16 protein-coding genes are annotated in these 21,403 nt (G+C 74.4%); 14 read left to right on the top strand and 2 right to left on the bottom strand.

All coding sequences use genetic code 11. From position 1 onward, the window contains the following. The first annotated feature begins 23 nt into the window (after window positions 1-23). The 5 genes from gmk (at window position 24) to ACIG3E_RS29865 (ending at window position 5,980) form a co-directional block, all read left to right on the top strand. Complete coding sequence (gene gmk, locus ACIG3E_RS29885; protein ID WP_030674851.1) at window positions 24-581, top strand: guanylate kinase; 558 nt, start codon at window positions 24-26, stop codon at window positions 579-581. A 26-nt stretch (window positions 582-607) separates the two neighbouring features. Then, window positions 608-880, top strand: coding sequence for a DNA-directed RNA polymerase subunit omega (gene rpoZ, locus ACIG3E_RS29880; RefSeq protein WP_005319902.1), 273 nt, complete (start codon window positions 608-610; stop codon window positions 878-880). A gap of 109 nt (window positions 881-989) precedes the next feature. Further along, complete coding sequence (coaBC, locus tag ACIG3E_RS29875; protein WP_399622648.1) at window positions 990-2,198, top strand: bifunctional phosphopantothenoylcysteine decarboxylase/phosphopantothenate--cysteine ligase CoaBC; 1,209 nt, start codon at window positions 990-992, stop codon at window positions 2,196-2,198. Window positions 2,199-2,507: 309 nt separating this feature from the next. Then, window positions 2,508-3,716: a methionine adenosyltransferase gene (gene metK / locus ACIG3E_RS29870; protein WP_242715497.1), complete on the top strand. Its 1,209-nt coding sequence runs from the start codon at window positions 2,508-2,510 to the stop codon at window positions 3,714-3,716. A 113-nt stretch (window positions 3,717-3,829) separates the two neighbouring features. Next, a complete protein-coding gene (locus ACIG3E_RS29865; RefSeq protein WP_399622646.1) occupies window positions 3,830-5,980 on the top strand; it encodes a primosomal protein N' in 2,151 nt (716 codons plus the stop codon). Between the two features lie 196 nt (window positions 5,981-6,176). Here ACIG3E_RS29865 and ACIG3E_RS29860 read toward each other — a convergent pair whose 3' ends face one another. After that, window positions 6,177-6,722, bottom strand: coding sequence for a hypothetical protein (locus ACIG3E_RS29860; RefSeq protein ID WP_399622644.1), 546 nt, complete (start codon window positions 6,720-6,722; stop codon window positions 6,177-6,179). Window positions 6,723-7,255: 533 nt separating this feature from the next. On the opposite strand from ACIG3E_RS29860, the gene fmt reads away from it, so the two are divergent. Together fmt and ACIG3E_RS29850 are read left to right on the top strand one after the other, a co-directional pair. Continuing rightward, window positions 7,256-8,200: a methionyl-tRNA formyltransferase gene (gene fmt, locus ACIG3E_RS29855; RefSeq protein ID WP_399622642.1), complete on the top strand. Its 945-nt coding sequence runs from the start codon at window positions 7,256-7,258 to the stop codon at window positions 8,198-8,200. Between the two features lie 73 nt (window positions 8,201-8,273). Further along, window positions 8,274-9,740, top strand: coding sequence for an RsmB/NOP family class I SAM-dependent RNA methyltransferase (locus tag ACIG3E_RS29850; RefSeq protein WP_399622640.1), 1,467 nt, complete (start codon window positions 8,274-8,276; stop codon window positions 9,738-9,740). 54 nt (window positions 9,741-9,794) lie between these two features. On the opposite strand, the gene ACIG3E_RS29845 is transcribed toward ACIG3E_RS29850, so the two are convergent. Beyond that, window positions 9,795-11,966, bottom strand: a complete 2,172-nt coding sequence (locus ACIG3E_RS29845) for an MMPL family transporter (RefSeq protein WP_399622638.1) — start codon at window positions 11,964-11,966, stop codon at window positions 9,795-9,797. Window positions 11,967-12,111: 145 nt separating this feature from the next. Here ACIG3E_RS29845 and rpe point away from each other — a divergent pair, with 145 nt between their 5' ends. The 7 genes from rpe (at window position 12,112) to ACIG3E_RS29810 (ending at window position 21,051) form a co-directional block, all read left to right on the top strand. Next, window positions 12,112-12,798, top strand: coding sequence for a ribulose-phosphate 3-epimerase (gene rpe / locus ACIG3E_RS29840; protein WP_399622636.1), 687 nt, complete (start codon window positions 12,112-12,114; stop codon window positions 12,796-12,798). Window positions 12,799-12,969: 171 nt separating this feature from the next. After that, the gene (locus ACIG3E_RS29835; RefSeq protein WP_242715483.1) at window positions 12,970-13,968 is read left to right on the top strand and encodes a sugar-binding transcriptional regulator; all 999 of its coding nucleotides are present in this window, start codon (window positions 12,970-12,972) and stop codon (window positions 13,966-13,968) included. 92 nt (window positions 13,969-14,060) lie between these two features. After that, window positions 14,061-14,477, top strand: coding sequence for a ribonuclease domain-containing protein (locus ACIG3E_RS29830; protein WP_399622634.1), 417 nt, complete (start codon window positions 14,061-14,063; stop codon window positions 14,475-14,477). A gap of 13 nt (window positions 14,478-14,490) precedes the next feature. Further along, window positions 14,491-14,901, top strand: a complete 411-nt coding sequence (locus tag ACIG3E_RS29825; RefSeq protein WP_399622632.1) for a barstar family protein — start codon at window positions 14,491-14,493, stop codon at window positions 14,899-14,901. A gap of 104 nt (window positions 14,902-15,005) precedes the next feature. Continuing rightward, on the top strand, window positions 15,006-17,771 hold the full coding sequence (locus ACIG3E_RS29820) for an AAA family ATPase (protein ID WP_399622631.1): 2,766 nt from the start codon (window positions 15,006-15,008) through the stop codon (window positions 17,769-17,771). A gap of 237 nt (window positions 17,772-18,008) precedes the next feature. Then, window positions 18,009-19,235, top strand: coding sequence for an MFS transporter (locus ACIG3E_RS29815; protein ID WP_399622629.1), 1,227 nt, complete (start codon window positions 18,009-18,011; stop codon window positions 19,233-19,235). Window positions 19,236-19,608: 373 nt separating this feature from the next. Next, a complete protein-coding gene (locus tag ACIG3E_RS29810; RefSeq protein ID WP_399622627.1) occupies window positions 19,609-21,051 on the top strand; it encodes a GuaB1 family IMP dehydrogenase-related protein in 1,443 nt (480 codons plus the stop codon). The last annotated feature ends 352 nt before the right edge of the window (window positions 21,052-21,403 follow it).

The raw sequence follows: 21,403 nt of genomic DNA, 5'->3' as shown, positions 1-21,403 counted from the left end.
CTGAGAACCTGGATAATCGCTGCATGAGTGAACGTCCGCGGCTGACCGTGCTCTCCGGCCCCTCCGGGGTCGGCAAGAGCACGGTCGTCGCCCATATGCGCAAGGAACACCCCGAGGTCTGGCTCTCGGTCTCGGCGACGACCCGCAAGCCGCGCCCCGGCGAGCGCCATGGTGTGCACTATTTCTTCGTCTCCGACGAGGAAATGGACAAGTTGATCGCCAATGGTGAGCTCCTGGAGTGGGCGGAGTTCGCGGGCAACCGCTACGGCACGCCCCGCCGGGCCGTCATGGACCGCCTGGAGGCGGGCGAGCCCGTCCTCCTGGAGATCGACCTCCAGGGCGCCCGGCAGGTGCGGGAGTCGATGGGCGACGCCCAGCTGGTCTTCCTCGCCCCGCCGAGCTGGGACGAGCTGGTCCGCCGCCTCACCGGCCGCGGCACCGAGGCGGCCGAGGTCATCGAGCGCAGGCTCCAGGCCGCGCGCGTGGAGCTGGCCGCGGAGCCCGAGTTCGACACCACCCTGGTCAACACCTCGGTCGAGGACGTGGCGCGCGAGCTGCTAGCCTTGATGAAAGTTGTTTGATCTTCACCCCCTTCGGAAGGCAGAGAGTGTCCTCTTCCATCACCGCGCCCGAGGGCATCATCAACCCGCCGATTGATGAGCTGCTCGAGGCCACCGACTCGAAGTACAGCCTCGTGATCTACGCCGCCAAGCGCGCCCGTCAGATCAACGCGTACTACTCGCAGCTCGGTGAGGGCCTCCTCGAGTACGTCGGCCCGCTCGTGGACACCCACGTGCACGAGAAGCCGCTGTCGATCGCGCTCCGCGAGATCAACGCCGGCCTGCTGACGTCCGAGGCCATCGAGGGCCCGGCGCAGTAAGCAGTCATACGTTCACCACAGGCCCGGCAGAGCACCTGCCGGGCCTGTGGTGTGTCATGGAGTCGTACGCGCGCGGCAGCGGCCGCGCAACCGAGTGCGGGGAGGCACGGTGGACAAGCCGAAGGTCGTTCTGGGGGTCAGCGGTGGAATCGCCGCCTACAAGGCGTGCGAGCTGCTGCGCAGGCTCACCGAGTCCGGCCACGACGTACGGGTCGTGCCCACCGCGTCCGCGCTGCACTTCGTCGGCGCCGCGACCTGGTCGGCGCTGTCCGGCCACCCCGTCTCCACGGAGGTCTGGTCCGACGTCCACGAGGTGCCGCACGTGCGCATCGGGCAACACGCCGACCTGGTGATCGTGGCGCCCGCCACGGCCGACATGCTCGCCAAGGCCGCCCACGGCCTCGCCGACGACCTCCTGACGAACACGCTGCTCACGGCCCGCTGCCCGGTCGTCTTCGCGCCGGCCATGCACACCGAGATGTGGGAGCACCCGGCCACCCAGGAGAACGTCGCCACGCTGCGCCGCCGCGGCGCCCTCGTCGTGGAACCGGCCGTCGGCCGCCTCACCGGCGTCGACACCGGCAAGGGGCGCTTCCCCGAGCCCGCCGAGCTCTTCGACGTCGTACGCCGCGTCCTCGCGCGCGGCACGGCCGCCCAGGACCTCGCGGGCCGACACGTCGTCGTCAGCGCGGGCGGCACCCGCGAGCCCCTCGACCCCGTGCGCTTCCTCGGCAACCGCTCCTCCGGCAAGCAGGGCTACGCCCTCGCCCGCAGCGCCGCCGCGCGCGGCGCCCGCGTCACCCTCATCGCGGCGAACACCGCGCTGCCGGACCCCGCGGGCGTCGACCTCGTGCCCGTGGGCACCGCCGTGCAGCTGCGCGAGGCCGTCCTGAAGGCGGCGGCCGACGCCGACGCCGTGGTCATGGCCGCCGCCGTCGCCGACTTCCGCCCGGCCGCGTACGCCACCGGAAAGATCAAGAAGCAGGACGGCGAGGACCCGGCGCCGCTCACCCTCGTCCGCAATCCGGACATCCTCGCCGAGCTCTCGGGCGACCGCCCGCGCCCCGGGCAGGTCGTCGTGGGCTTCGCGGCCGAGACGGACGACGTGCTGGCCAACGGCCGGGCCAAGCTCGCCCGCAAGGGCTGCGACCTGCTCGTAGTGAACGAAGTGGGTGAGCGCAAGACGTTCGGCTCTGAGCGGAACGAGGCCGTGGTGCTCGGTGCCGACGGCAGCGAGACGCCGGTGCCCTATGGGCCCAAGGACGATCTCGCCGACACGGTGTGGGACCTCGTCGTTCCGCGCCTTGACCGGTCGTAACGCCACTGAACCCAGCGGTCCGGATCGCGACCGGGCCGATGGCCGGATTCGGCCTTCCGTGCACCTTTCGCCCCTCTGGCCTCGTTAAACCCGCCTCAAACCCGCCAAATGCGGGCCTTGAGCCCTCTGGTGGAGACCGATCGTCGTATCGCACAATGCAGTGCCGCAGGTCACAGGGCTCTCTTCTGACGAGAGAGGTGGCCATGCGGCCGTGTGTGACCGATAAACTGGTCTCGGACGTCGTCGAGCGCAGCTCTCGGCCCGTCCATCAATGATCAGCCAGCAGCCGCTGCAACCACAGGGAGCGATGTGTCCCGCCGTCTCTTCACCTCGGAGTCCGTGACCGAGGGTCACCCCGACAAGATCGCTGACCAGATCAGCGACACCATTCTCGACGCGCTTCTGCGTGAGGACCCGACGTCCCGGGTCGCCGTCGAAACGCTCATCACCACCGGCCTCGTGCACGTCGCCGGTGAGGTCACGACCAAGGCGTACGCGCCGATCGCGCAGCTGGTGCGCGAGAAGATCCTCGAGATCGGCTACGACTCCTCCAAGAAGGGCTTCGACGGCGCCTCCTGTGGCGTCTCGGTGTCCATCGGCGCGCAGTCCCCGGACATCGCGCAGGGCGTCGACACGGCGTACGAGAGCCGCGTCGAGGGCGACGAGGACGAGCTCGACCGCCAGGGCGCCGGTGACCAGGGCCTGATGTTCGGCTACGCCTGCGACGAGACCCCGGAGCTGATGCCGCTCCCGATCCACCTCGCGCACCGCCTCTCGCGCCGCCTCTCCGAGGTCCGCAAGAACGGCACCATCCCCTACCTGCGTCCCGACGGAAAGACCCAGGTCACCATCGAGTACGACGGCGACAAGGCCGTCCGCCTCGACACGGTCGTCGTCTCCTCGCAGCACGCGTCGGACATCGACCTGGAGTCGCTCCTCGCCCCCGACATCCGCGAGTTCGTCGTCGAGCCGGAGCTCAAGGCCCTGGTCGACGACGGCATCAAGCTGGAGACCGAGGGCTACCGCCTCCTGGTCAACCCCACCGGCCGCTTCGAGATCGGCGGCCCGATGGGTGACGCGGGCCTGACCGGCCGCAAGATCATCATCGACACCTACGGCGGCATGTCCCGCCACGGCGGCGGCGCCTTCTCCGGCAAGGACCCGTCCAAGGTGGACCGCTCGGCGGCGTACGCGATGCGCTGGGTCGCCAAGAACGTGGTGGCCGCGGGCCTCGCCTCGCGCTGCGAGGTCCAGGTCGCCTACGCCATCGGCAAGGCGGAGCCGGTCGGTCTGTTCGTCGAGACCTTCGGCACCAACACGATCGACACGGACAAGATCGAGCAGGCCATCAGCGAGGTCTTCGACCTCCGCCCGGCCGCGATCATCCGCGACCTCGACCTGCTCCGCCCGATCTACTCCCAGACCGCCGCGTACGGCCACTTCGGCCGCTCGCTGCCGGAGTTCACCTGGGAGCAGACGGACCGCGTGGACGCGCTGCGGAAGGCCGCCGGTCTCTGATCGAGCCCAGCTACGCACGGCCCCGGACCCCTGTGGTCCGGGGCCGTTGTCGTCTGCCCGCGCGGGTTCGCCGGGCCGTGGCGCTGTCGGTGACGTCTGGTAGGAATTTGGCTGTGAGCGGCGAGAACGGGTCAGGTGGCGGGGCGGTGGGTGAGGGGCCGGAGCAGCTCGCGCTCATTCGGGAGAGTGTGCGGAAGGCGAAGGCGCCGAAGGCCAAGCCGCGGACGTGGCGGGGGGCCGCGCTCGCCGAGGAGCTTCCGGTGGCGCGGGTCGTCGTGGACAAGGGCGTGCTGCACCTCGACCGGTACTTCGACTACGCGGTGCCCGCGGAGCTCGACGAGCAGGCGCAGCCCGGGGTGCGGGTGCGCGTCCGCTTCGGCGCCGGCTCGCGGAACGTGCGCGAGGGGCGCCGTGAGGGCGGCGGCCTGATCGACGGCTTCCTGGTCGAGCGCGTCGCCGAGTCGGACTACAGCGGGCCGCTGGCGGCCATCGCCCAGGTCGTGTCGCCCGAGCCCGTCCTTGACGAGGAGCTGCTCGGGCTCGCCCGGGCCGTGGCCGACCGCTATGCGGGAAGCCTCGCTGACGTGTTGCAGCTGGCGATTCCGCCCCGGCACGGCCGGGCCGAGGGGCGGCCGTCGCCGCCCGCCCCGCAGCCGCCGTCCGCGCCGGAGCCCGGGTCGTGGCGGCGGTATGCGCGGGGGCCCGAGTTCGTCGCCGCGCTGGCGGCGGGCGGGGCGCCCCGGGCCGTGTGGACCGCGCTTCCGGGGCCGCTGTGGGCCGAGGAGATCGCCCGGGCCGTGCAGGCGACGCTCGCCTCGGGGCGCGGCGCGCTCGTCGTCGTGCCCGCCGGGCGGCCCGCGGCCCGGGTGGACGCCGCGCTGCGGGCGCTGCTCGGCGAGGGGCAGCACGCGCTGCTGACCGCCGACGCGGGGCCGGAGCGGCGGTATCGGGAGTGGCTGGCCGTGCGGCGCGGCTCCGTGCGGGCCGTGGTCGGGACGCGCGCCGCCATGTTCGCCCCCGTACGCGACCTCGGCCTCGTCGTCGTCTGGGACGACGGGGACGCCAGCCACGCGGACGACAACGCGCCCTTCCCGCACGTCCGGGAGGTCCTGGAGCTGCGGGCGTCGCGGGACAGGTGCGCCTTCCTGCTCGGGAGCTGGGGCTGCACGGTCGAGGCCGCCCAGCTCGTCGAGAGCGGCTGGGCGGCGCCCGTGGTGGCCGACCGGGAGCAGGTGCGGGCCGCGGCGCCGCTGGTGCGCACCGTGGGGGACGGCGACCTCGCGCGCGACGAGGCCGCCCGGGCCGCCCGGCTGCCGAGCCTGGCCTGGCAGATCGCCCGCGACGGCCTGAAGCACGGCCCCGTCCTGGTGCAGGTGCCCCGGCGGGGGTACGTACCGCGGCTCGCGTGCGAGCGGTGCCGGGAGCCCGCGCGGTGTCGGCACTGCGCGGGGCCGCTGGAGGCGCGTGGCGCCGGGGCCCTGGTCTGCGGCTGGTGCGGGCGGGACGAGGCCTCCTGGCACTGCCCCGAGTGCGGCGGCTTCCGGCTGCGGGCGCAGGTCGTGGGCGCGCGGCGCACCGCCGAGGAGCTGGGGCGGGCCTTTCCCGCGGTGCCGGTGCGGACCTCGGGGCGCGAGCAGGTGCTCGACACGGTGGGCGGGGCGCCCGCCCTGGTCGTGAGCACGCCGGGCGCGGAGCCCGTGGCCGAGGGGGGCTATGCCGCCGCGCTGCTCCTCGACGGCTGGGCCATGCTCGGGCGGCCGGACCTGCGCGCGGGCGAGGACGCGCTGCGGCGGTGGATCGGCGCCGCCGCGCTGGTGCGCGACCAGGGCGCGGGCGGCACCGTGGTGATCGTCGCCGAGCCGACGCTGCGGCCGGTGCAGGCGCTGGTGCGGTGGGATCCGGTCGGGCACGCCGTCCGGGAGCTGGCCGAGCGGGCGGAGCTCGGGTTTCCGCCGGTGTCGCGGATGGCGTCGGTGACGGCCGCCCCCGAGGCGCTCACCGAGTTCCTGGCCCAGGCGGAGCTGCCCCCGGACGCGGAGGTCCTCGGGCCCGTGCCGGTGCCCGCCGCCGAGCCCGGCCGCCCGCGCCGCCCCGGCGACGCGCCTCTGGGCGAGCGGTGGGAGCGCGCCCTGGTGCGGGTGCCGCCGGGCAGCGGCGCGGCGCTGGCCCGCGCCCTCAAGACGGCGCAGGCCGCGCGGATGGCGCGGGGGGTGGCGGCGCAGCAGGCGGTCCGGGTGCGGATCGATCCGGCGGACATTGGGTGATCCCGGCGGACATCGGGTGCCCCTGGCCGGACATCGGGTGACCGCTGGGCTCGGGGGGCCTCCGGCCGGGCGCGGGAGAAGGCCTTCGTCGCGCCTTCTCGGGCTCGGCGGTACCCGGTCCGGGCGTCCCGGCCCCGTCCTGTCACAGGACACAGCGATGCCCCTGCCCGGCACCCGGGCAGGGGCATCGTGGACGTCAGCCGTTGCGCGGGCCGGGGAAGGCGCCAGGGCGGACGTCGTCACGGAGGCCGGGGCTGCCCGCCGTGGGCTGGGTGGGCATGGCGCGGGCCGCGGGGACGGAGGGGAGCGGGGTGCCCACGGGAACCGTGCGGGTGGTGGTGGAGGGCTCGGTGGCGCGGTCCGGCTCGGCGGCGGCCGGTGTGGCCTGTGCCGTGGTCCTGCGGGCGCCGTAGCGGCGGTGGACCGCCTGCTTGGTGACGCCGAGCGCGGAGCCCACCGCGTCCCACGAGAAGCCCAGCGAGCGGTCGAAGTCGACCGCGGCGGTCACCAGGGTCTCGACGCTGTCCCGCAGTTCCTGGGCGAGGCGGACGGTCGGAGCGGGTGCGCGTCCGTACACGACGAAGCCCGCGGAGGGGCTGGAGCGACGCGGGCGGTAGACGTTGCCGAGCTGCGCGGTGAGGGTGCGCAGCGCGTCCACCTGCCGGCGGACCCGCTCGATGTCCCGTACCAGGAGGTGCAGGCTGGCCCGTGCCTGGGCGTCGTGGGTTGCGTGGTCGGCCATGAACAAGCCTCTCGAACCGGCGTTGAGGGATCGGTTGGTGTGGAGTGGTCGGGCTGGGAGGTCGGAAACGGGGTGGGGACGGGGCGGGGCGGAAGCGGCGGGTGTCCCGGCCGCCGTGCGGGTGCGCGGGACGCCTCGGGGGTGGTGGTGAAGGAAATGACGGGGAACGACGGGCAATGCGGAGAGGGCCGCGTGTGCGGCCCGTTCCGGTCAACTTTTTCTTGACCAACGCGCTACGTCGTGAGGGGTCACGGTCCCCGGGCGTATCCGCATATGCGCAGGGCGCGCGGGGGTGCGTACGCCCCCAAGGCGCTGCCACGGTCGCTCCGGGCCGCCCGCCAAAGACGCCCCGAGGTGCCCCGAACCGTGCTGAACCGATACTTCGGGCAAAGCCATCAAGTCACCTGAAAGCCGCTTAAGAGGGCTTGTGTGCCGTCCCCCGTCGGCGGAACCGCGGCGGCCCATAGACTGGTGCGCTGCCGTCGCCGCACGGCGCGCCGCCGCCGACCCCCAGAAATCCGAGGTAGCACCCAGTGAAGCTGGTCTTCGCAGGCACCCCCGAGGTCGCCGTCCCCGCCCTGGACGCCTTGATCGCCTCCGGTCGGCACGAGGTGGCCGCCGTCGTCACCCGCCCCGACGCCCCGGCGGGCCGGGGCCGCAGGCTGGTCGCGAGCCCGGTCGCCGAGCGCGCGGCGGAGGCCGGGATCGAGGTGCTCAAGCCCGCGAAGCCGCGTGACGAGGAGTTCCTCGCCCGGCTCCGGGAGATCGCGCCGGACTGCTGCCCGGTGGTCGCCTACGGCGCCCTGCTGCCCAAGGCGGCCCTGGACATCCCCGCCCACGGCTGGGTCAACCTGCACTTCTCGCTGCTCCCCGCCTGGCGCGGCGCGGCCCCCGTGCAGCACTCCCTCATGGCCGGTGACGAGATCACCGGTGCCTCGACCTTCCTGATCGAGGAGGGCCTGGACTCCGGTCCCGTGTACGGCACGGTCACCGAGGAGATCCGGCCCACCGACACCAGCGGCGACCTGCTGACCCGCCTCGCGTTCGCGGGCTCGGGGCTGCTCGCCGCGACCATGGACGGCATCGAGGACGGCAGCCTGACCGCCGTACCGCAGCCCGCCGACGGCGTCACCCTCGCGCCGAAGATCACGGTCGAGGACGCGCGCGTCGACTGGGCGGCCCCCGCGCTGCGCGTGGACCGCGTGGTGCGCGGCTGCACCCCCGCGCCGGGCGCCTGGACCGTCTTCCGCGGCGAGCGCCTCAAGCTGATCCAGGCCGTGCCGGCGGTGGACCGCACCGACCTCGCCCCCGGCGAGCTGTCCGTCGGCAAGAAGAACCTGTACGTCGGCACGGGCTCGCACGCCGTGGAGCTGCTGTGGGTGCAGGCGCAGGGCAAGAAGCCGATGGCCGCCGCCGACTGGGCGCGCGGGGCGCGGATCGCCCCGGGTGAGACCCTGGGCGCGGGCGACGTACGCTGAACTGGTCCGTCCCTCGGCCCGCAGCGGGCCCTCAGCCTGGGCGGACGTCTGATCCTCACGCAGCGGAGCACCTTTGAACGACCAGCCGAGCCGCCGTCCCCGCACCCAGGGCAAGCCCGGGAAGTCCGGGAAGCCCGGCAGGCCCTCCAAGCCCTACCGACGCCCGCAGAAGGACCCGGTGCGCTTCCTCGCCTTCGAGGCGCTGCGGGCCGTGGACGAGCGCGACGCGTACGCGAACCTGGTCCTTCCGCCGCTGCTGCGCAAGGCCCGTGAGAAGGGCGACTTCGACGCGCGGGACGCGGCGCTCGCCACCGAGCTGGTCTACGGCACGCTGCGCCGCCAGGGCACGTACGACGCGATCGTCGCGGCCTGCGTCGACCGGCCGCTGCGCGAGGTCGACCCGCCCGTCCTCGACGTGCTGAACCTGGGCGTGCACCAGCTGCTCGGCACCCGCATCCCCACGCACGCCGCCGTGTCCGCGTCCGTGGAGCTGGCGCGCGTGGTCCTCGGCGACGGGCGGGCCAAGTTCGTCAACGCGGTGCTGCGCAAGGTCGCGGGCGACGACCTCGACGGGTGGCTGGAGAAGGTCGCCCCGCCGTACGAGGACGACCCCGAGGACCATCTGGCCGTGGTGCATTCGCATCCGCGATGGGTCGTCTCCGCGCTGTGGGACTCGCTCGGCGGCGGCCGGGCGGGCATCGAGGACCTGCTCGAAGCCGACAACGAACGGCCCGAGGTGACCCTCGTGGCCCGCCCCGGCCGGTCCACGGCCACCGAGCTGCTGGACGCGCTCGACAGCGAGGCCGCGCTGCCCGGCCGCTGGTCGCCGTACGCCGTGCGGCTCGCCGAGGGCGGTGAGCCCGGGCGGATCGAGGCGGTGCGCGAGGGGCGCGCCGGGGTGCAGGACGAGGGCAGCCAGCTCGTCGCCCGCGCGCTCGCGGACGTGCCCATCGAGGGGCCCGACACGAAGTGGCTCGACGGGTGCGCGGGGCCCGGGGGCAAGGCCGCGCTGCTCGCGGGGCTCGCCGCCGAGCGCGGGGCGGTCCTGCTCGCCGCCGAGAAGCAGCCGCACCGGGCCGGGCTCGTGGGCCAGGCCCTCGCGGGCAACCCCGGCCCGTACCAGGTCATCGCCGCCGACGGCACGCGTCCGCCGTGGCGGCCCGGCACCTTCGACCGGATCCTCATGGACGTGCCCTGCACGGGGCTCGGCGCGCTGCGGCGGCGGCCCGAGGCGCGGTGGCGGCGCCGCCCCGAGGACCTGGAGGGGTTCGCTCCGCTCCAGCGGTCGCTGCTGCGGAGGGCGCTGGAGTCCGTGCGCGTGGGCGGTGTCGTGGGGTACGCCACGTGTTCGCCGCACCTCGCGGAGACCCGGGCCGTCGTGGACGACGTGCTCAAGCAGACGGGCGGAGCCGAGCTGGTCGACGCGCGCCCGCTGTTCCCGGGGGTGCCCGCGCTGGGGGAGGGGCCCGACGTGCAGCTGTGGCCGCACGTGCACGGTACGGACGCGATGTATCTGGCGGTCATGCGGCGTACGGGCTGAGCCGAGGCCCTCGCGGGGCGCCCGAGACCAGGGGGCTCCGCCCCTGGACCCCCGTCAATCGGCGCTTCGCGCCTCGTCCTCCATCGCCGGACGGGCTTGGGGTTCCAGGGCATGCGGCCACCAGATCCTCGGGCCCACGTCCAGGAACACGCTGGTGACCAGGATCGAGCGGACGACGAAGGTGTCCAGGAGGACGCCCAGGGCCACGGCGAAGCCCACTTCGACGAAGGCGACCATCGGGACCGTGCCGAGGACGGCGAAGGTGCCCGCGAGGACCAGGCCCGCCGAGGTGATGACCGCCCCGGTGGCGGCCAGGCCGCTCACGACGCCGGGGCGGGTGCCGTGGGCGGCCGCGTCCTCGCGGACGCGGGTGGTCAGGAAGATGTTGTAGTCGATGCCCAGGGCCACGAGGAAGACGAAGACGAACAGCGGGAAGTCCGTCGACTCGCCGGGGAAGTCGAAGACGTGGCGGAAGACCAGCGCGCTGATGCCGAGGGCCGCCGAGAAGGACAGGACCACGGTGGCGATGAGCAGCAGCGGCGCCACGATCGCCCGCAGCAGCAGGGAGAGGATCAGCAGGACCACCACGAGCACGAGCGGGATGACCAGTTTGTCGTCGTGGATCGTGGCCCTGTCCATGTCGAGCAGCGTGGCCGTGCCGCCACCGATCTTCGCATCCGCGTCGGGTACGCCGCGGACGGCGTTCCGGACCCGTTCGACGGTGTCCTTGGCCGCCTCGCTGTCGGAGGGGTCCGTGAGGACCGCCTCGTAGAGGACCTTGCCGTCGTGCTCGGGTTGGGTGCCCGGCGGTACGGCCACCGTCGCCGGGTCCACGCCCCGGGTCCCGCTGACGACGCGGCTGACGTCCTTGGCCCTGGCCCGGTCGGCGACCACGACGAGGGGGTCGCCGCTGCCCGCGGGGAAGTACTCCGCCGAGACCTCCTGGCCGGTGACGGAGTTCGGCTTGTCGAGGAAGGCGTCCTCGTTGCTGACACCCGCCGCGCGCAGCTGGAGCAGGCCCAGGGAGAGCGCCGCGAGCGCCACGGAGGTGGCGGCCCACGTCAGCCGGGGGCGGCGCGCGATGCGGCGGCCCATGCGGGCCCACACGCCGTGCTCGGCGGGGTCGGCGGAGCCATAGCGCGGGATCTTCGGCCAGAACAGCCAGCGGCCGCAGATCACCAGCAGGGCGGGGAACAGCGACAGCATCACGAGCAGCGCGACCCCCACGCCGATCGCGGCGACGGGGCCGAGGCCGCGCGTGGAGTTCATCTCGGCCGTGAGCAGCACCAGCATGCTCAGGACGACGGTCGCGCTGGAGGCGATGACGGCGGGCCCGGCCCGGTGCAGGGCGAGGGCCATGGCCTCGTGCCGGTCCTCGTGGCGGCGCAGCTCCTCGCGGTAGCGGGCGACCAGGAGCAGGGCGTAGTCCGTCCCCGCGCCGAAGACGAGCACGGTGAGGATGCCCGCGCTCTGGCCGTTCACGGTCAGGCCCGCGTGCTCGGCGAGGAGGTAGATCAGCGCCTGGGCGGTGAAGAGGGAGACGAACGCGGAGAACAGGGGCACCAGGAGGAGGACGGGGCTGCGGTAGGTGATCAGCAGCGCCACCACGACGACGCCGCCCGCGGCGAGCAGCAGCGTGGAGTCGATGTCGGCGAACGCCTTCGCGAAGTCCGCGCCGATCCCGGCGGGCCCCGTGACGTAGACGTCCAGGCCGTCGGCGCTGTCGCCCACCGCGTCGCGCACGTCGTCGACGGCGTCCGGCAGGTCGTTGTAGGTGTCGTTGTTCACCGTGAGCGGCACGTACACCTGGGCCGCGTGGGCGTCGCCGCCCTTCTTGTCGAAGGCCGGGCCGCGGGTCTCGTCGCCGCGGATCCAGTGCGAGCGCAGCTGCTTGACCCCGCCGACGCCCTTGTCGATCCGCGCGCGGTCCGCGGCCGTCAGGGGGCCGTCCGCGCGCGCGAACACGACGACCATCGGCATCGTCTCGGGCCTGAACTCCTCTGACACGTCCAGGACTTGGGTGGACTCGGCGGACCGCGGCACCCAGGACGAGGTGGTGTTGTCCTGCTCGTCGGCGAGCTTCTGGGCGAACGGCGCCGCGAGGACCAGGGCGGCGAGCCACAGCACGAGCACCAGCCACTTGGCGCGCCGTCCGCAGACCAGCCACGCCGCCCCCCGGCGGGCCTGCCGCCGGTGGTCGGGCCGTGCCTTCGGCGTTCCTGGCATAGGTGCCCCCTGCCGCCCCACGCACTGCCGGTGGGCGGCCAGCATGGCACGCGGCGTGCGGGCGCGGGAGGGAGTACGGGGACGCCCCGCACGCCTTGGCGGGACCGGAGCGGGCAACCACCGCCGGGCATGGCAGGCTTGGGGCATGGCCCCGCAGATCAGCCCCAGCATCCTGTCCGCCGACTTCGCCCGCCTCGCCGAGGAGGCGAAGGCCGTCGAGGGCGCGGACTGGCTCCATGTCGACGTCATGGACAACCACTTCGTGCCGAACCTCACCCTCGGGGTGCCGGTCGTAGAGTCCCTGGCACGGGCGACGGACACGCCGCTGGACTGCCATCTGATGATGGAGGACCCGGATCGCTGGGCCCCGCAGTACGTCGAAGCGGGGGCCGGGTCCGTCACCTTCCACGCCGAGGCCGCCGCGGCGCCCGTCCGGCTCGCCCGCGAGATCCGCGCCAAGGGCGCCCGCGCCTCCATGGCGCTGAAGCCCGCGACGCCCATCGAGCCGTACGAGGACCTGCTCCCCGAGCTCGACATGCTGCTGATCATGACGGTCGAGCCCGGCTTCGGGGGCCAGGCCTTCCTCGACATCATGCTCCCCAAGATCCGCCGCACCCGTGAGCTCATCGGCAAGCACGGCCTCGACCTGTGGCTCCAGGTCGACGGCGGGGTCTCGGCCGCCACCATCGAGCGGTGCGCCGAGGCGGGCGCCGACGTCTTCGTCGCCGGGTCCGCCGTGTACGGCGCCGAGGACCCGGCCGAGGCGGTCCGCTCCCTGCGCGCCCGGGCCGCGGCCGCCACGGCGAGCGCCGGGTGGGCGTGCGGCCACTGAGCCCCGCGCGGCCAACGGCTTGGCCACGGGAACGTGAACGCGGCCCATCGAGGCTGATCAAGTACGCCGGATCTGCGAGGATGAACAGCGAATCCAGGTGTACGAATGTCGTGAACAGCAGTGAGCAGTGAGGAGAGCGCCGTGTCGGCCATGTCGGCGGGTCGGTCAGCCATGCGGATGGGACCCGCGGAGCTGGTGCAGGCGGCGGCCATGGCCCGCCGCTTCTACCTCGAGGGCAAGTCCAAGATCCAGATCGCCGAGGAGTTCGGCGTCAGCCGCTTCAAGGTGGCCCGGGTCCTGGAGACCGCGCTCGAACGGGACCTCGTACGGATCGAGATCCGCGTGCCCGCGGAGCTGGACGCCGAGCGCTCGGACGCGCTCCGCGCCCGCTACGGCCTGCGGCACGCCGTCGTCGTCGAGTCGCCGTCGTCCACGGACGACGTCGACGAGTCGCCCGACCCGGAGAACCTCGGCGAGGTCGCGGCGGGACTGCTCGGCGAGCTCGTGGCCGAGGGTGACGTGCTCGGCCTCGCGTGGGGCCGCTCGACCATCAACATGGCGGCGGCGCTTGAGGCGCTGCCGCCCTGCACCGTCGTACAGCTCACGGGCGTGTACGACGCGGGCACCGCGGAGCGCGGCTCCGTCGAGGCCGTGCGCCGCGCCGCGCAGGTCTCCGGCGGCGACGCCCACCCCATCTACGCGCCCATGCTCCTTCCGGACGCGGCGACGGCCGCCGCGCTGCGGCACCAGACGGGCATCGCCCGCGCCTTCGAGTACTTCGACAAGGTGACGGTCGCCGCGGTGTCCATCGGCTCCTGGGAGCCGGGCATCTCCACGGTGCACGACATGCTCACGGACGAGGAGCGGGCGCACTACGCCTCGCTCGGCGTCGCCGCCGAGATGTCCGCGCACCTCTTCGACGCCGAGGGCCGCAGGGTCGGGCGCGACCTGGGCGAGCGCTGCATCACCGTCGAGGCGGACCGGCTGCGCCGCATCCCGGAGGTCGTCGCGATCGCCGGGGGCCAGCGCAAGGCCGCGGCCATCGACGCGGTGCTCCGCTCCGGGCTCGTGACCAGCCTGGTCACGGACACGGCGGCGGCCGACCACCTCCTGGAGAAGGGCCCGGCCCCCCGGCCCGCGCTCGACCGCGCGGACCCGGACGGGAACTGACCCGTTCGCGGGCACGACCAGGGGCCCGGTGGTGTCCGGCGTCCGGACGCCGGCGCGTGCCGGTGCGCGGAGGCTGTGGCAGCATCGGGCCCATGATCATTCGGTCGGCGGGGCGCGTCCTGGGCGCGCTGCTCGTCTGTCTCGCGGTCCTCGTCACGGGCTGCGGCACACAGCGGGACAGCGGCACGGCACGGGACCGCGGCGCGGCCTCGACACCCGCCTGGGCGCGCGGCATGGAGACCGTCACGGCCGCCCGGCTGCCCGCCGAGGCCCGCAGGACCCTGCGCCTCATCGACGAGGGCGGGCCCTTCCCCTACGCGAAGGACGGCACGGTCTTCGGCAACTTCGAGGGCCGGCTGCCCCGTGAGCCACGCGGCTACTACCACGAGTACACCGTCCGTACGCCGGGGGAGCGCGGCCGGGGCGCCCGGCGCCTCGTCACCGGCCGCGAGCACGAGACGTACTACACGGACGACCACTACGCGTCGTTCAAGGCGGTGCTGAGATGACGGAGGCACAAGCGTGACGACGGGTGACTGGGCGGGCGGGGACCCCGCCGCCGCGGACGGCGCGTCGCCGGGGGCGCTCGCGGGGGTGCTCGGGGCCGTGCGCGGCACCGGGTGGACCACCGTCGCCCTGGAGCTGAGCGGCGTCCGGGACAAGGACGCCTTCATGGAGCGGTGCGCCACGGCGTTCGCGCTGCCGGAGTGGTTCGGGCGCAACTGGGACGCGCTGGCCGACTGCCTCACGGACCTGTCGTGGCAGCCGCCCGCCGCCGGGCGCCTCGTGGCCGTCACCGGCTGGCAGGAGTACGCGCGCCGGGCGCCGGGCGACTGGGAGATCGCGCAGGACGTCTTCGCCACGGCGGTCGAGCACTGGCGGGGCGAGGGAACGGCACTGGTGATCGTGCTGGCCCTGGGGCCGCCGGAGTGACGGCACCGGAGCGTGCGCCGCGCTGACGGCGTACCGGCACAGGAACACACCGGGCGGACGGCGCGCACACCGGCGGACGCCCGGACACACGGGGGGAACGGGGCATGGAGCTGTACGGGCGGGACCAGGAGCGGGCCGTCGTCGACGGGCTGCTCGACGGGGCGAGGAAGCAGCGCGGCGGGGTGCTCGTCGTGCGCGGCGAGGCCGGGATCGGCAAGACGGCGCTCCTCGACCACGCCGCCGAGCGCGCCACGGACCTGCGGGTGCTGCGCGGGCTCGGCATCGAGTCGGAGTCGGAGCTGGCCTTCGCGGGACTGCATCTGCTGCTGGGGGCCCACGCCGACCGGCTCGACGCGCTGCCCGCGCCGCAGGCACGGGCGCTGCGCGCGGCGTTCGGCCTGGACGTCGACACCCAGGGCGCCGCCGCCGACCGCTTCCTCGTGGGGCTCGCGGTCCTGTCCCTGCTCGGGGAGATCGCCGAGGAGCGGCCCCTCGCCGTGCTCGTCGACGACGCCCAGTGGCTCGACCAGGCGTCCGCGGAGGCGCTCCTGTTCGCCGCGCGGCGGCTCGGGTCCGACCCCGTCGCGCTGGTCTTCGCCGTCCGCGACGGGCACCCCTTCGCCGCGACCGGTCTGCCCGAGCTGCGGCTCGCGGGTCTGGACGAGGGGGCGGGCGCCCGGCTGCTGCGTCAGCACGCCGAGGGGCTCCCGGCCCACGTACGCACCCTGGTCCTCCGGGAGGCGCACGGCAATCCGCTGGCCCTGCTCGAACTGCCCGCCGCGCTCAGCGCCGCGCAGCGCTCCGGCGAGCTGCACGCCGACTTCTTCCACCTCGGCGCCCAGGCCGTCTCCGAGCGCATCGAGCGGACCTTCCTCGGCCGGGTGCGCGCCCTGCCCGCCCGCGCCCGGGACCTGCTCGTGGTCGCCGCCGCCGAGGCCACCGGCGAGCTGAGCGCCGTCCTGGACGCCGGGCGGGCCCTGGACGCCTCGGCCGCCGACCTGGCCGCCGCCGAGGAGAGCCGCCTGATCCGGGTGGCCGACGGGCGGCTCGCCTTCACGCACCCGCTGGTCCGCTCCGCCGTCTACCGCGCGGCGCCGCTCGCCCTGCGGACCGCCGCGCACCGCGCCCTCGCGGAGGCCACGACCGCCGACCGCCGTGCCTGGCACCGGGCGGCCGCCGCCACAGGCCCGGACGAGAGCGTCGCCGCCGACCTGGAGCGCACCGCCGAGGGCGCCCGCCGCCGCGGCGGGCGCCAGGCCGAGGCCGCCGCGTACGAACGCGCCGCCGACCTCTCGCCCGGCCAGGACCAGCGGGCCCGACGGCTAGCCGCCGCGGCCGCGGCCGTCGAGAACGCGGGCCACCCGCAGCGCGCCGCGGACCTCGCGGACCGGGCCGCGGCGCACCCGCAGGACCCGCTGACCCGCGCCCGGCTCGCCCGCATCCGCGCCACCGCCGCGAGCGCCAGGGGCGAACAGCGGGCGGCGCACGCCCTCCTGGTCGACGCCGCGGCGGAGGTCGGGCCGCACGACCCCGAGGCCGCCGCGTTCATGTTCCTGGACGCGCTGTCCGCCGCCTGGGCGATCAACGACCCGGGCATGATCGAGCGGACCTCGGCCCGGCTCGCGGACCTCACCCCGCCGCCGGACGTCGCGCGCCTGGTCACCGCCGTCGAGGGCCTGGCGGCCGTGGCCCTCGGCGACCCGGCCCGCGGCCTTCCCGCGGCCCGCGTCCTGGTCGAGCCGCCCGGCGGAGTGGTGCCCGGGGCGGGCCTGTGGGAGCGCGCGAGCACGCACTGGTGGCACCAGCTCATCGGGGACCTCGACGCCGCGTACGACCGGGCCAGGGCCCTGGAGCGGGACAGCCGGGCCAGTGACACGATCGGCCTCATGCCCGCCGCGCTGTTCCACCTCGCGCGGGCCCAACTGCTCATGGGCCGCCTCCGGGACGCCACGGCGTCCGCCGCCGAGGGCGCCCGGATCGCGGAGGACACCGCGCAGGGCCTGTTCGCGGGGAATCTGCGCGGCGTCCTCGCGCACATCGCCGCGGCCGAGGGCGACGAGGACCGCTGCCGAGCGCTCACCAGGGAGCTCTCCGCGCAGGGCCTGCCCATCGCGGGCGCCTGGTCGGGCGGCGCGCTCGCCCTGCTCGACCTCGGCCACGGCCGCCACGACGAGGCCCTGCGCCGCTTGGAGGACCTGTGGGCCGGGCCGCACGGGCACTCCGGCTTCGCCCTGTACGCCCTGCCCGACCTGGTGGAGAGCGCGGTGCGCGTGGGCAGGCCCGAGCGCGCCGAGGCCGCGGCCGCCGCGTTCGCGACGTGGGCGGACGCCACCGGCCAGGCCTGGGCGAGGGCCGTCGCGCTGCGCTGCCGCGCGCTGCTCGCCACGGTGGGGGCCGCCGGGGCCGTGGAGGCCACCGGGGCTGCCGACCTCGCCGACGCCCTCTTCGCCGAGGCCGTCCGGGTCCACCTGCACGACCAGCGCCCCTTCGAGCGGGCCCGCACCGAGCTCCTGTACGGGGAGTGGCTGCGGCGCAGGCTGCGCAGGTCCGACGCCCGGCCCCGGCTGCGCGCCGCCCTGGAGCTGTTCGACGCGGTCGGCGCCCCGCTGTGGGCGGAGCGCGCCCGCGCCGAGCTGCGGGCCACCGGCGAGACCACACCGGTCCGCGACCGCGGGCCGGGCCTGCTCGACCGGCTCACGCCGCAGGAGCTCCAGATCGTGCGGCTCGCGGCGACCGGCCTGAGCAACCGGGACATCGCGGCCCAGCTGTTCCTCAGCCCGCGCACCGTCGGCTACCACCTCTACAAGGCGTATCCGAAGCTGGGCGTCGCCTCGCGCGGTGAGCTGGCCCGCATGGACCTGGGGGAGTAGGGGCCGTCGCCCGGCCGGGGCGGGGTGGGGCGGGGCGGGCGCCGCGGGTGCCGGGACCGGCGTAGGGCCGACGACGGACGCACACAGGCAGAGGCACACCGGGCAGACGTACACGAGCCAGACGCACACCAGTCATGTGACTGATTCGCCTCCCGGCGCCGCTTCCTAGCGTGTTCCTCGCGGCCTTCACCCGCCGCGCACAGCCCCAAGCGAACCGCTCGGAACGGGAGTTCAGCCATGTCCGGCCCCAGCACGTCAGCCGCCTCCGCCACACCCGCCGCTCCCGTCACCCCCACCACGCCCGCGCCGCCGCCGGACCGGGTCTCCGTCAAGACCTGGCTGGCCGTCGTGGCCATGGCGCTCGGCACCTTCGCCATGATCACCGTCGAGGCCCTCCCGGTCGGCCTGATGACCTCGATCAGCGGCGGTCTCGACGTCTCCGAGGGCGCGGTCGGCCTCCTGGTGACCGTGCCGGGGCTCGTGGCCGCGGTGACCGCGCCCGTCCTGCCCGTCCTCATCGGCCGCCTGGACCGGCGGCTCGTGCTGCTCGCCCTGCTCACGCTGATGGTCGCGGCCAACGCCCTCTCGGCCGCCGCGTCCGGTTTCGCCCTGCTGCTCGTCGCGCGGTTCGTCGCGGGGGTCAGCATCGGCGGGTTCTGGGCCCTCGCGGCGGGCATCGCCGTGCGGCTCGTGCCCGAGCGGCACATCCCGCGGGCCACCGCGCTCGTCTTCGGCGGCGCGACCGCGGCCAACGTGATCGGCGTGCCCGCGGCGACGTTCGTCGGTGAGCTCTCCGACTGGCGGGTCGCGTTCCTCGCCGTCGCCGGGCTCGGTCTGCTCGTGGTCGCGGGCCTGGTGTTCCTGCTCCCGAGCCTGCCCGCCACCGAGCCGGTGCGCCTGTCCGAGCTGCCCCGGCAGTTCCGCAACCGCACGGTCCGCGCGGGCGTCATCGCCACCGGCCTGCTCGTGGGCGGCCACTACGCGGCCTTCACCTTCATCAGCCCGATCCTCCAGGACACCTCCGGCGTCAGCGAGAGCCTGATCGGTCCGCTGCTGCTCGTCTACGGCCTCGCGGGCATCGGCGGCACGGTCCTCGCGGGCGTCACCGCGACCCGTGACGTGCGCGCCACCATCATCGCCATGAGCGTGCTGCTCGCCGCCGTGCTCGCGCTGTTCCCGCTGGTCGGCCGGAGCCCGGCGACCGGGATCGTGCTCCTGGTGCTGTGGGGCCTGGCCTTCGGCGGCATCCCGGTGGCCGTGCAGACCTGGGTGCTCAAGGCCGCGCCCGGCTCGACCGAGGCGGCGACCGCCCTGAACACCTCGATGTTCAACCTCGCCATCGCCTCGGGCGCGGCGCTCGGCGGCGTGGTGGTCAGCGCGGTGTCGCTCACCGCGGTCCTCGGCTTCGGCGCGGCCTTGAGCGCGCTCACCTCGCTGGCCGTGTGGCGCACCCGGAAGATCTAAGCGGTCTTGTGGAAGTGGGGTGCGGTTCGGCAGCGCCCCGAAGGGGCGCGGGGCTGTGCCGATATGCGGCTCCGCCGCGAAGGGGGTCCCCCCTGTTCGAGCGAAGCCGAGAACTTGGGGGAGCGACCAGCCACGACGGGCCCGCAGGCGATCGACGGCCCGTCGTGGCGATTCCAGCGAAGCGCTGAGCCGCGGCGCGGGCCCGCGGCAGCGGACGGTGGCGCCCTTGGAGGATCTGACCAGGGAGTTCCCGCGCCGCCTGGGTGATCGTCCCAGGCGGCGCAATCGGTTGGGCATGGGACAATGAAGTACGTGCTTTTCCCCCGGCTGTCCGGTTCGGGGGCCACCTCTGATCGACTGGGATGAGCAGCACGTGCGTTTCCTCAATGACATCCAGCCCGCGTACGACCTGACGTACGACGACGTCTTCATGGTCCCGAGGCGCTCCGCCGTCGGTTCCCGCCAGGGTGTCGACCTCGCCTCGCCCGACGGCACCGGCACCACGATCCCGCTGGTCGTCGCCAACATGACGGCGATCGCGGGCCGCCGCATGGCCGAGACCGTCGCCCGTCGCGGCGGGCTCGTCGTCATCCCGCAGGACATCCCGATCGAGGTCGTCACCGAGGTCATCTCCTGGGTGAAGACGCGCCACCACGTCCTGGACACCCCGATCGTCCTCTCGCCGTCGCAGACCGTCGCGGACGCGCTCGCGCTGCTCCCCAAGCGCGCGCACAACGCGGGCGTCGTCGTGGACGCGGACCACCGCCCGGTCGGCGTGGTCACGGACGCGGACCTGAGCGGCGTCGACCGCTTCACGCAGCTCGCCGAGGTCATGTCCAAGGACCTGGTGCTGCTCGACGCGGACATCGACCCGCGCGACGCGTTCAACAAGCTGGACGGCGCCAACCGCCGCTACGCGCCCGCCGTCGACAAGGACGGCCGCCTCGCGGGCATCCTCACCCGCACCGGCGCCCTGCGCGCGACCCTCTACAAGCCCGCCCTGGACGCGGACGGCAAGCTGCGCGTCGCTGCCGCCGTCGGCATCAACGGCGACGTGGCGGGCAAGGCCAAGCAGCTGCTCGACGCCGGTGTCGACACGCTCGTCGTGGACACCGCGCACGGCCACCAGGAGTCGATGATCGCCGCGGTCAAGGCCGTGCGCGCGCTCGACCCGCGGGTGCCGATCGTGGCGGGCAACATCGTCGCCGCCGAGGGCGTCCGCGACCTGATCGAGGCCGGTGCCGACATCATCAAGGTCGGCGTGGGCCCCGGCGCCATGTGCACCACCCGCATGATGACCGGCGTCGGCCGCCCGCAGTTCTCCGCCGTCCTGGAGTGCGCCGCCGAGGCCAAGAAGTTCGGCAAGCACGTCTGGGCCGACGGCGGTGTCCGCCACCCGCGCGACGTCGCCATGGCGCTCGCCGCGGGCGCGTCGAACGTCATGATCGGCTCCTGGTTCGCGGGCACGTACGAGTCCCCGGGCGACCTCCAGCACGACGCCCAGGGGCGCGCCTACAAGGAGTCCTTCGGCATGGCCTCCGCCCGTGCCGTGCGCAACCGCACGTCCGACGAGTCGGCGTACGACCGCGCCCGCAAGGCGCTGTTCGAGGAGGGCATCTCGACCTCCCGCATGTTCCTGGATCCGGCGCGTCCGGGCGTCGAGGACCTGATCGACTCGATCATCGCGGGCGTCCGCTCCTCCTGCACCTACGCGGGCGCGGGCTCCCTGGAGGAGTTCGCCGACCGGGCCACCGTCGGCATCCAGAGCGCCGCCGGATACGCCGAGGGCAAGCCGCTGCACGCCAGCTGGAGCTGACGCACCGGCCCCCGGGCCAACTCATCGACGGCCCCCGCGAGTTCGCTCGCGGGGGCCGTCGGCGTGTCCGCGGTGCTTCGGGAAGATCACAAACGGAATACGGATCGGCCGACGGGCGGGATACGGGAGCCGTGCCGACGGCGGCCGCGCCGGAAACAAACGGAATCCCCAGCGGCGGACAAAACGGGCGTCACGCAACGGACGAAAGGGACGGCGCAATAAAGGTCCATACAATCGACGCTCACGCAACGATCTTCCGCCGGTGCGCAACGTTGCTGCATTTCGGCTGAGAAGCGGAACCCCTTAGAGTCTGGCGCTGTACGTGGCGTGGCGGGGACTGCCTGCTCGGTGG

Origin of the sequence: Streptomyces sp. NPDC053474 (genome assembly GCF_044544845.1) — a bacterium.
Classification (GTDB): domain Bacteria; phylum Actinomycetota; class Actinomycetes; order Streptomycetales; family Streptomycetaceae; genus Streptomyces.
This window is presented reverse-complemented; position numbering and strand designations above follow the sequence as displayed.

Excerpts from the sequence above, each read along its gene's own strand:
- gmk (WP_030674851.1), top strand. The coding sequence starts at position 24 with ATGAGTGAACGTCCGCGGCTGACCGTGCTCTCCGGCCCCTCCGGGGTC.
- ACIG3E_RS29860 (WP_399622644.1), bottom strand. The coding sequence starts at position 6,722 with ATGGCCGACCACGCAACCCACGACGCCCAGGCACGGGCCAGCCTGCAC.
- ACIG3E_RS29845 (WP_399622638.1), bottom strand. The coding sequence starts at position 11,966 with ATGCCAGGAACGCCGAAGGCACGGCCCGACCACCGGCGGCAGGCCCGC.
- rpe (WP_399622636.1), top strand. The coding sequence starts at position 12,112 with ATGGCCCCGCAGATCAGCCCCAGCATCCTGTCCGCCGACTTCGCCCGC.
- ACIG3E_RS29835 (WP_242715483.1), top strand. The coding sequence starts at position 12,970 with ATGCGGATGGGACCCGCGGAGCTGGTGCAGGCGGCGGCCATGGCCCGC.
- ACIG3E_RS29830 (WP_399622634.1), top strand. The coding sequence starts at position 14,061 with ATGATCATTCGGTCGGCGGGGCGCGTCCTGGGCGCGCTGCTCGTCTGT.
- ACIG3E_RS29820 (WP_399622631.1), top strand. The coding sequence starts at position 15,006 with ATGGAGCTGTACGGGCGGGACCAGGAGCGGGCCGTCGTCGACGGGCTG.
- ACIG3E_RS29815 (WP_399622629.1), top strand. The coding sequence starts at position 18,009 with ATGTCCGGCCCCAGCACGTCAGCCGCCTCCGCCACACCCGCCGCTCCC.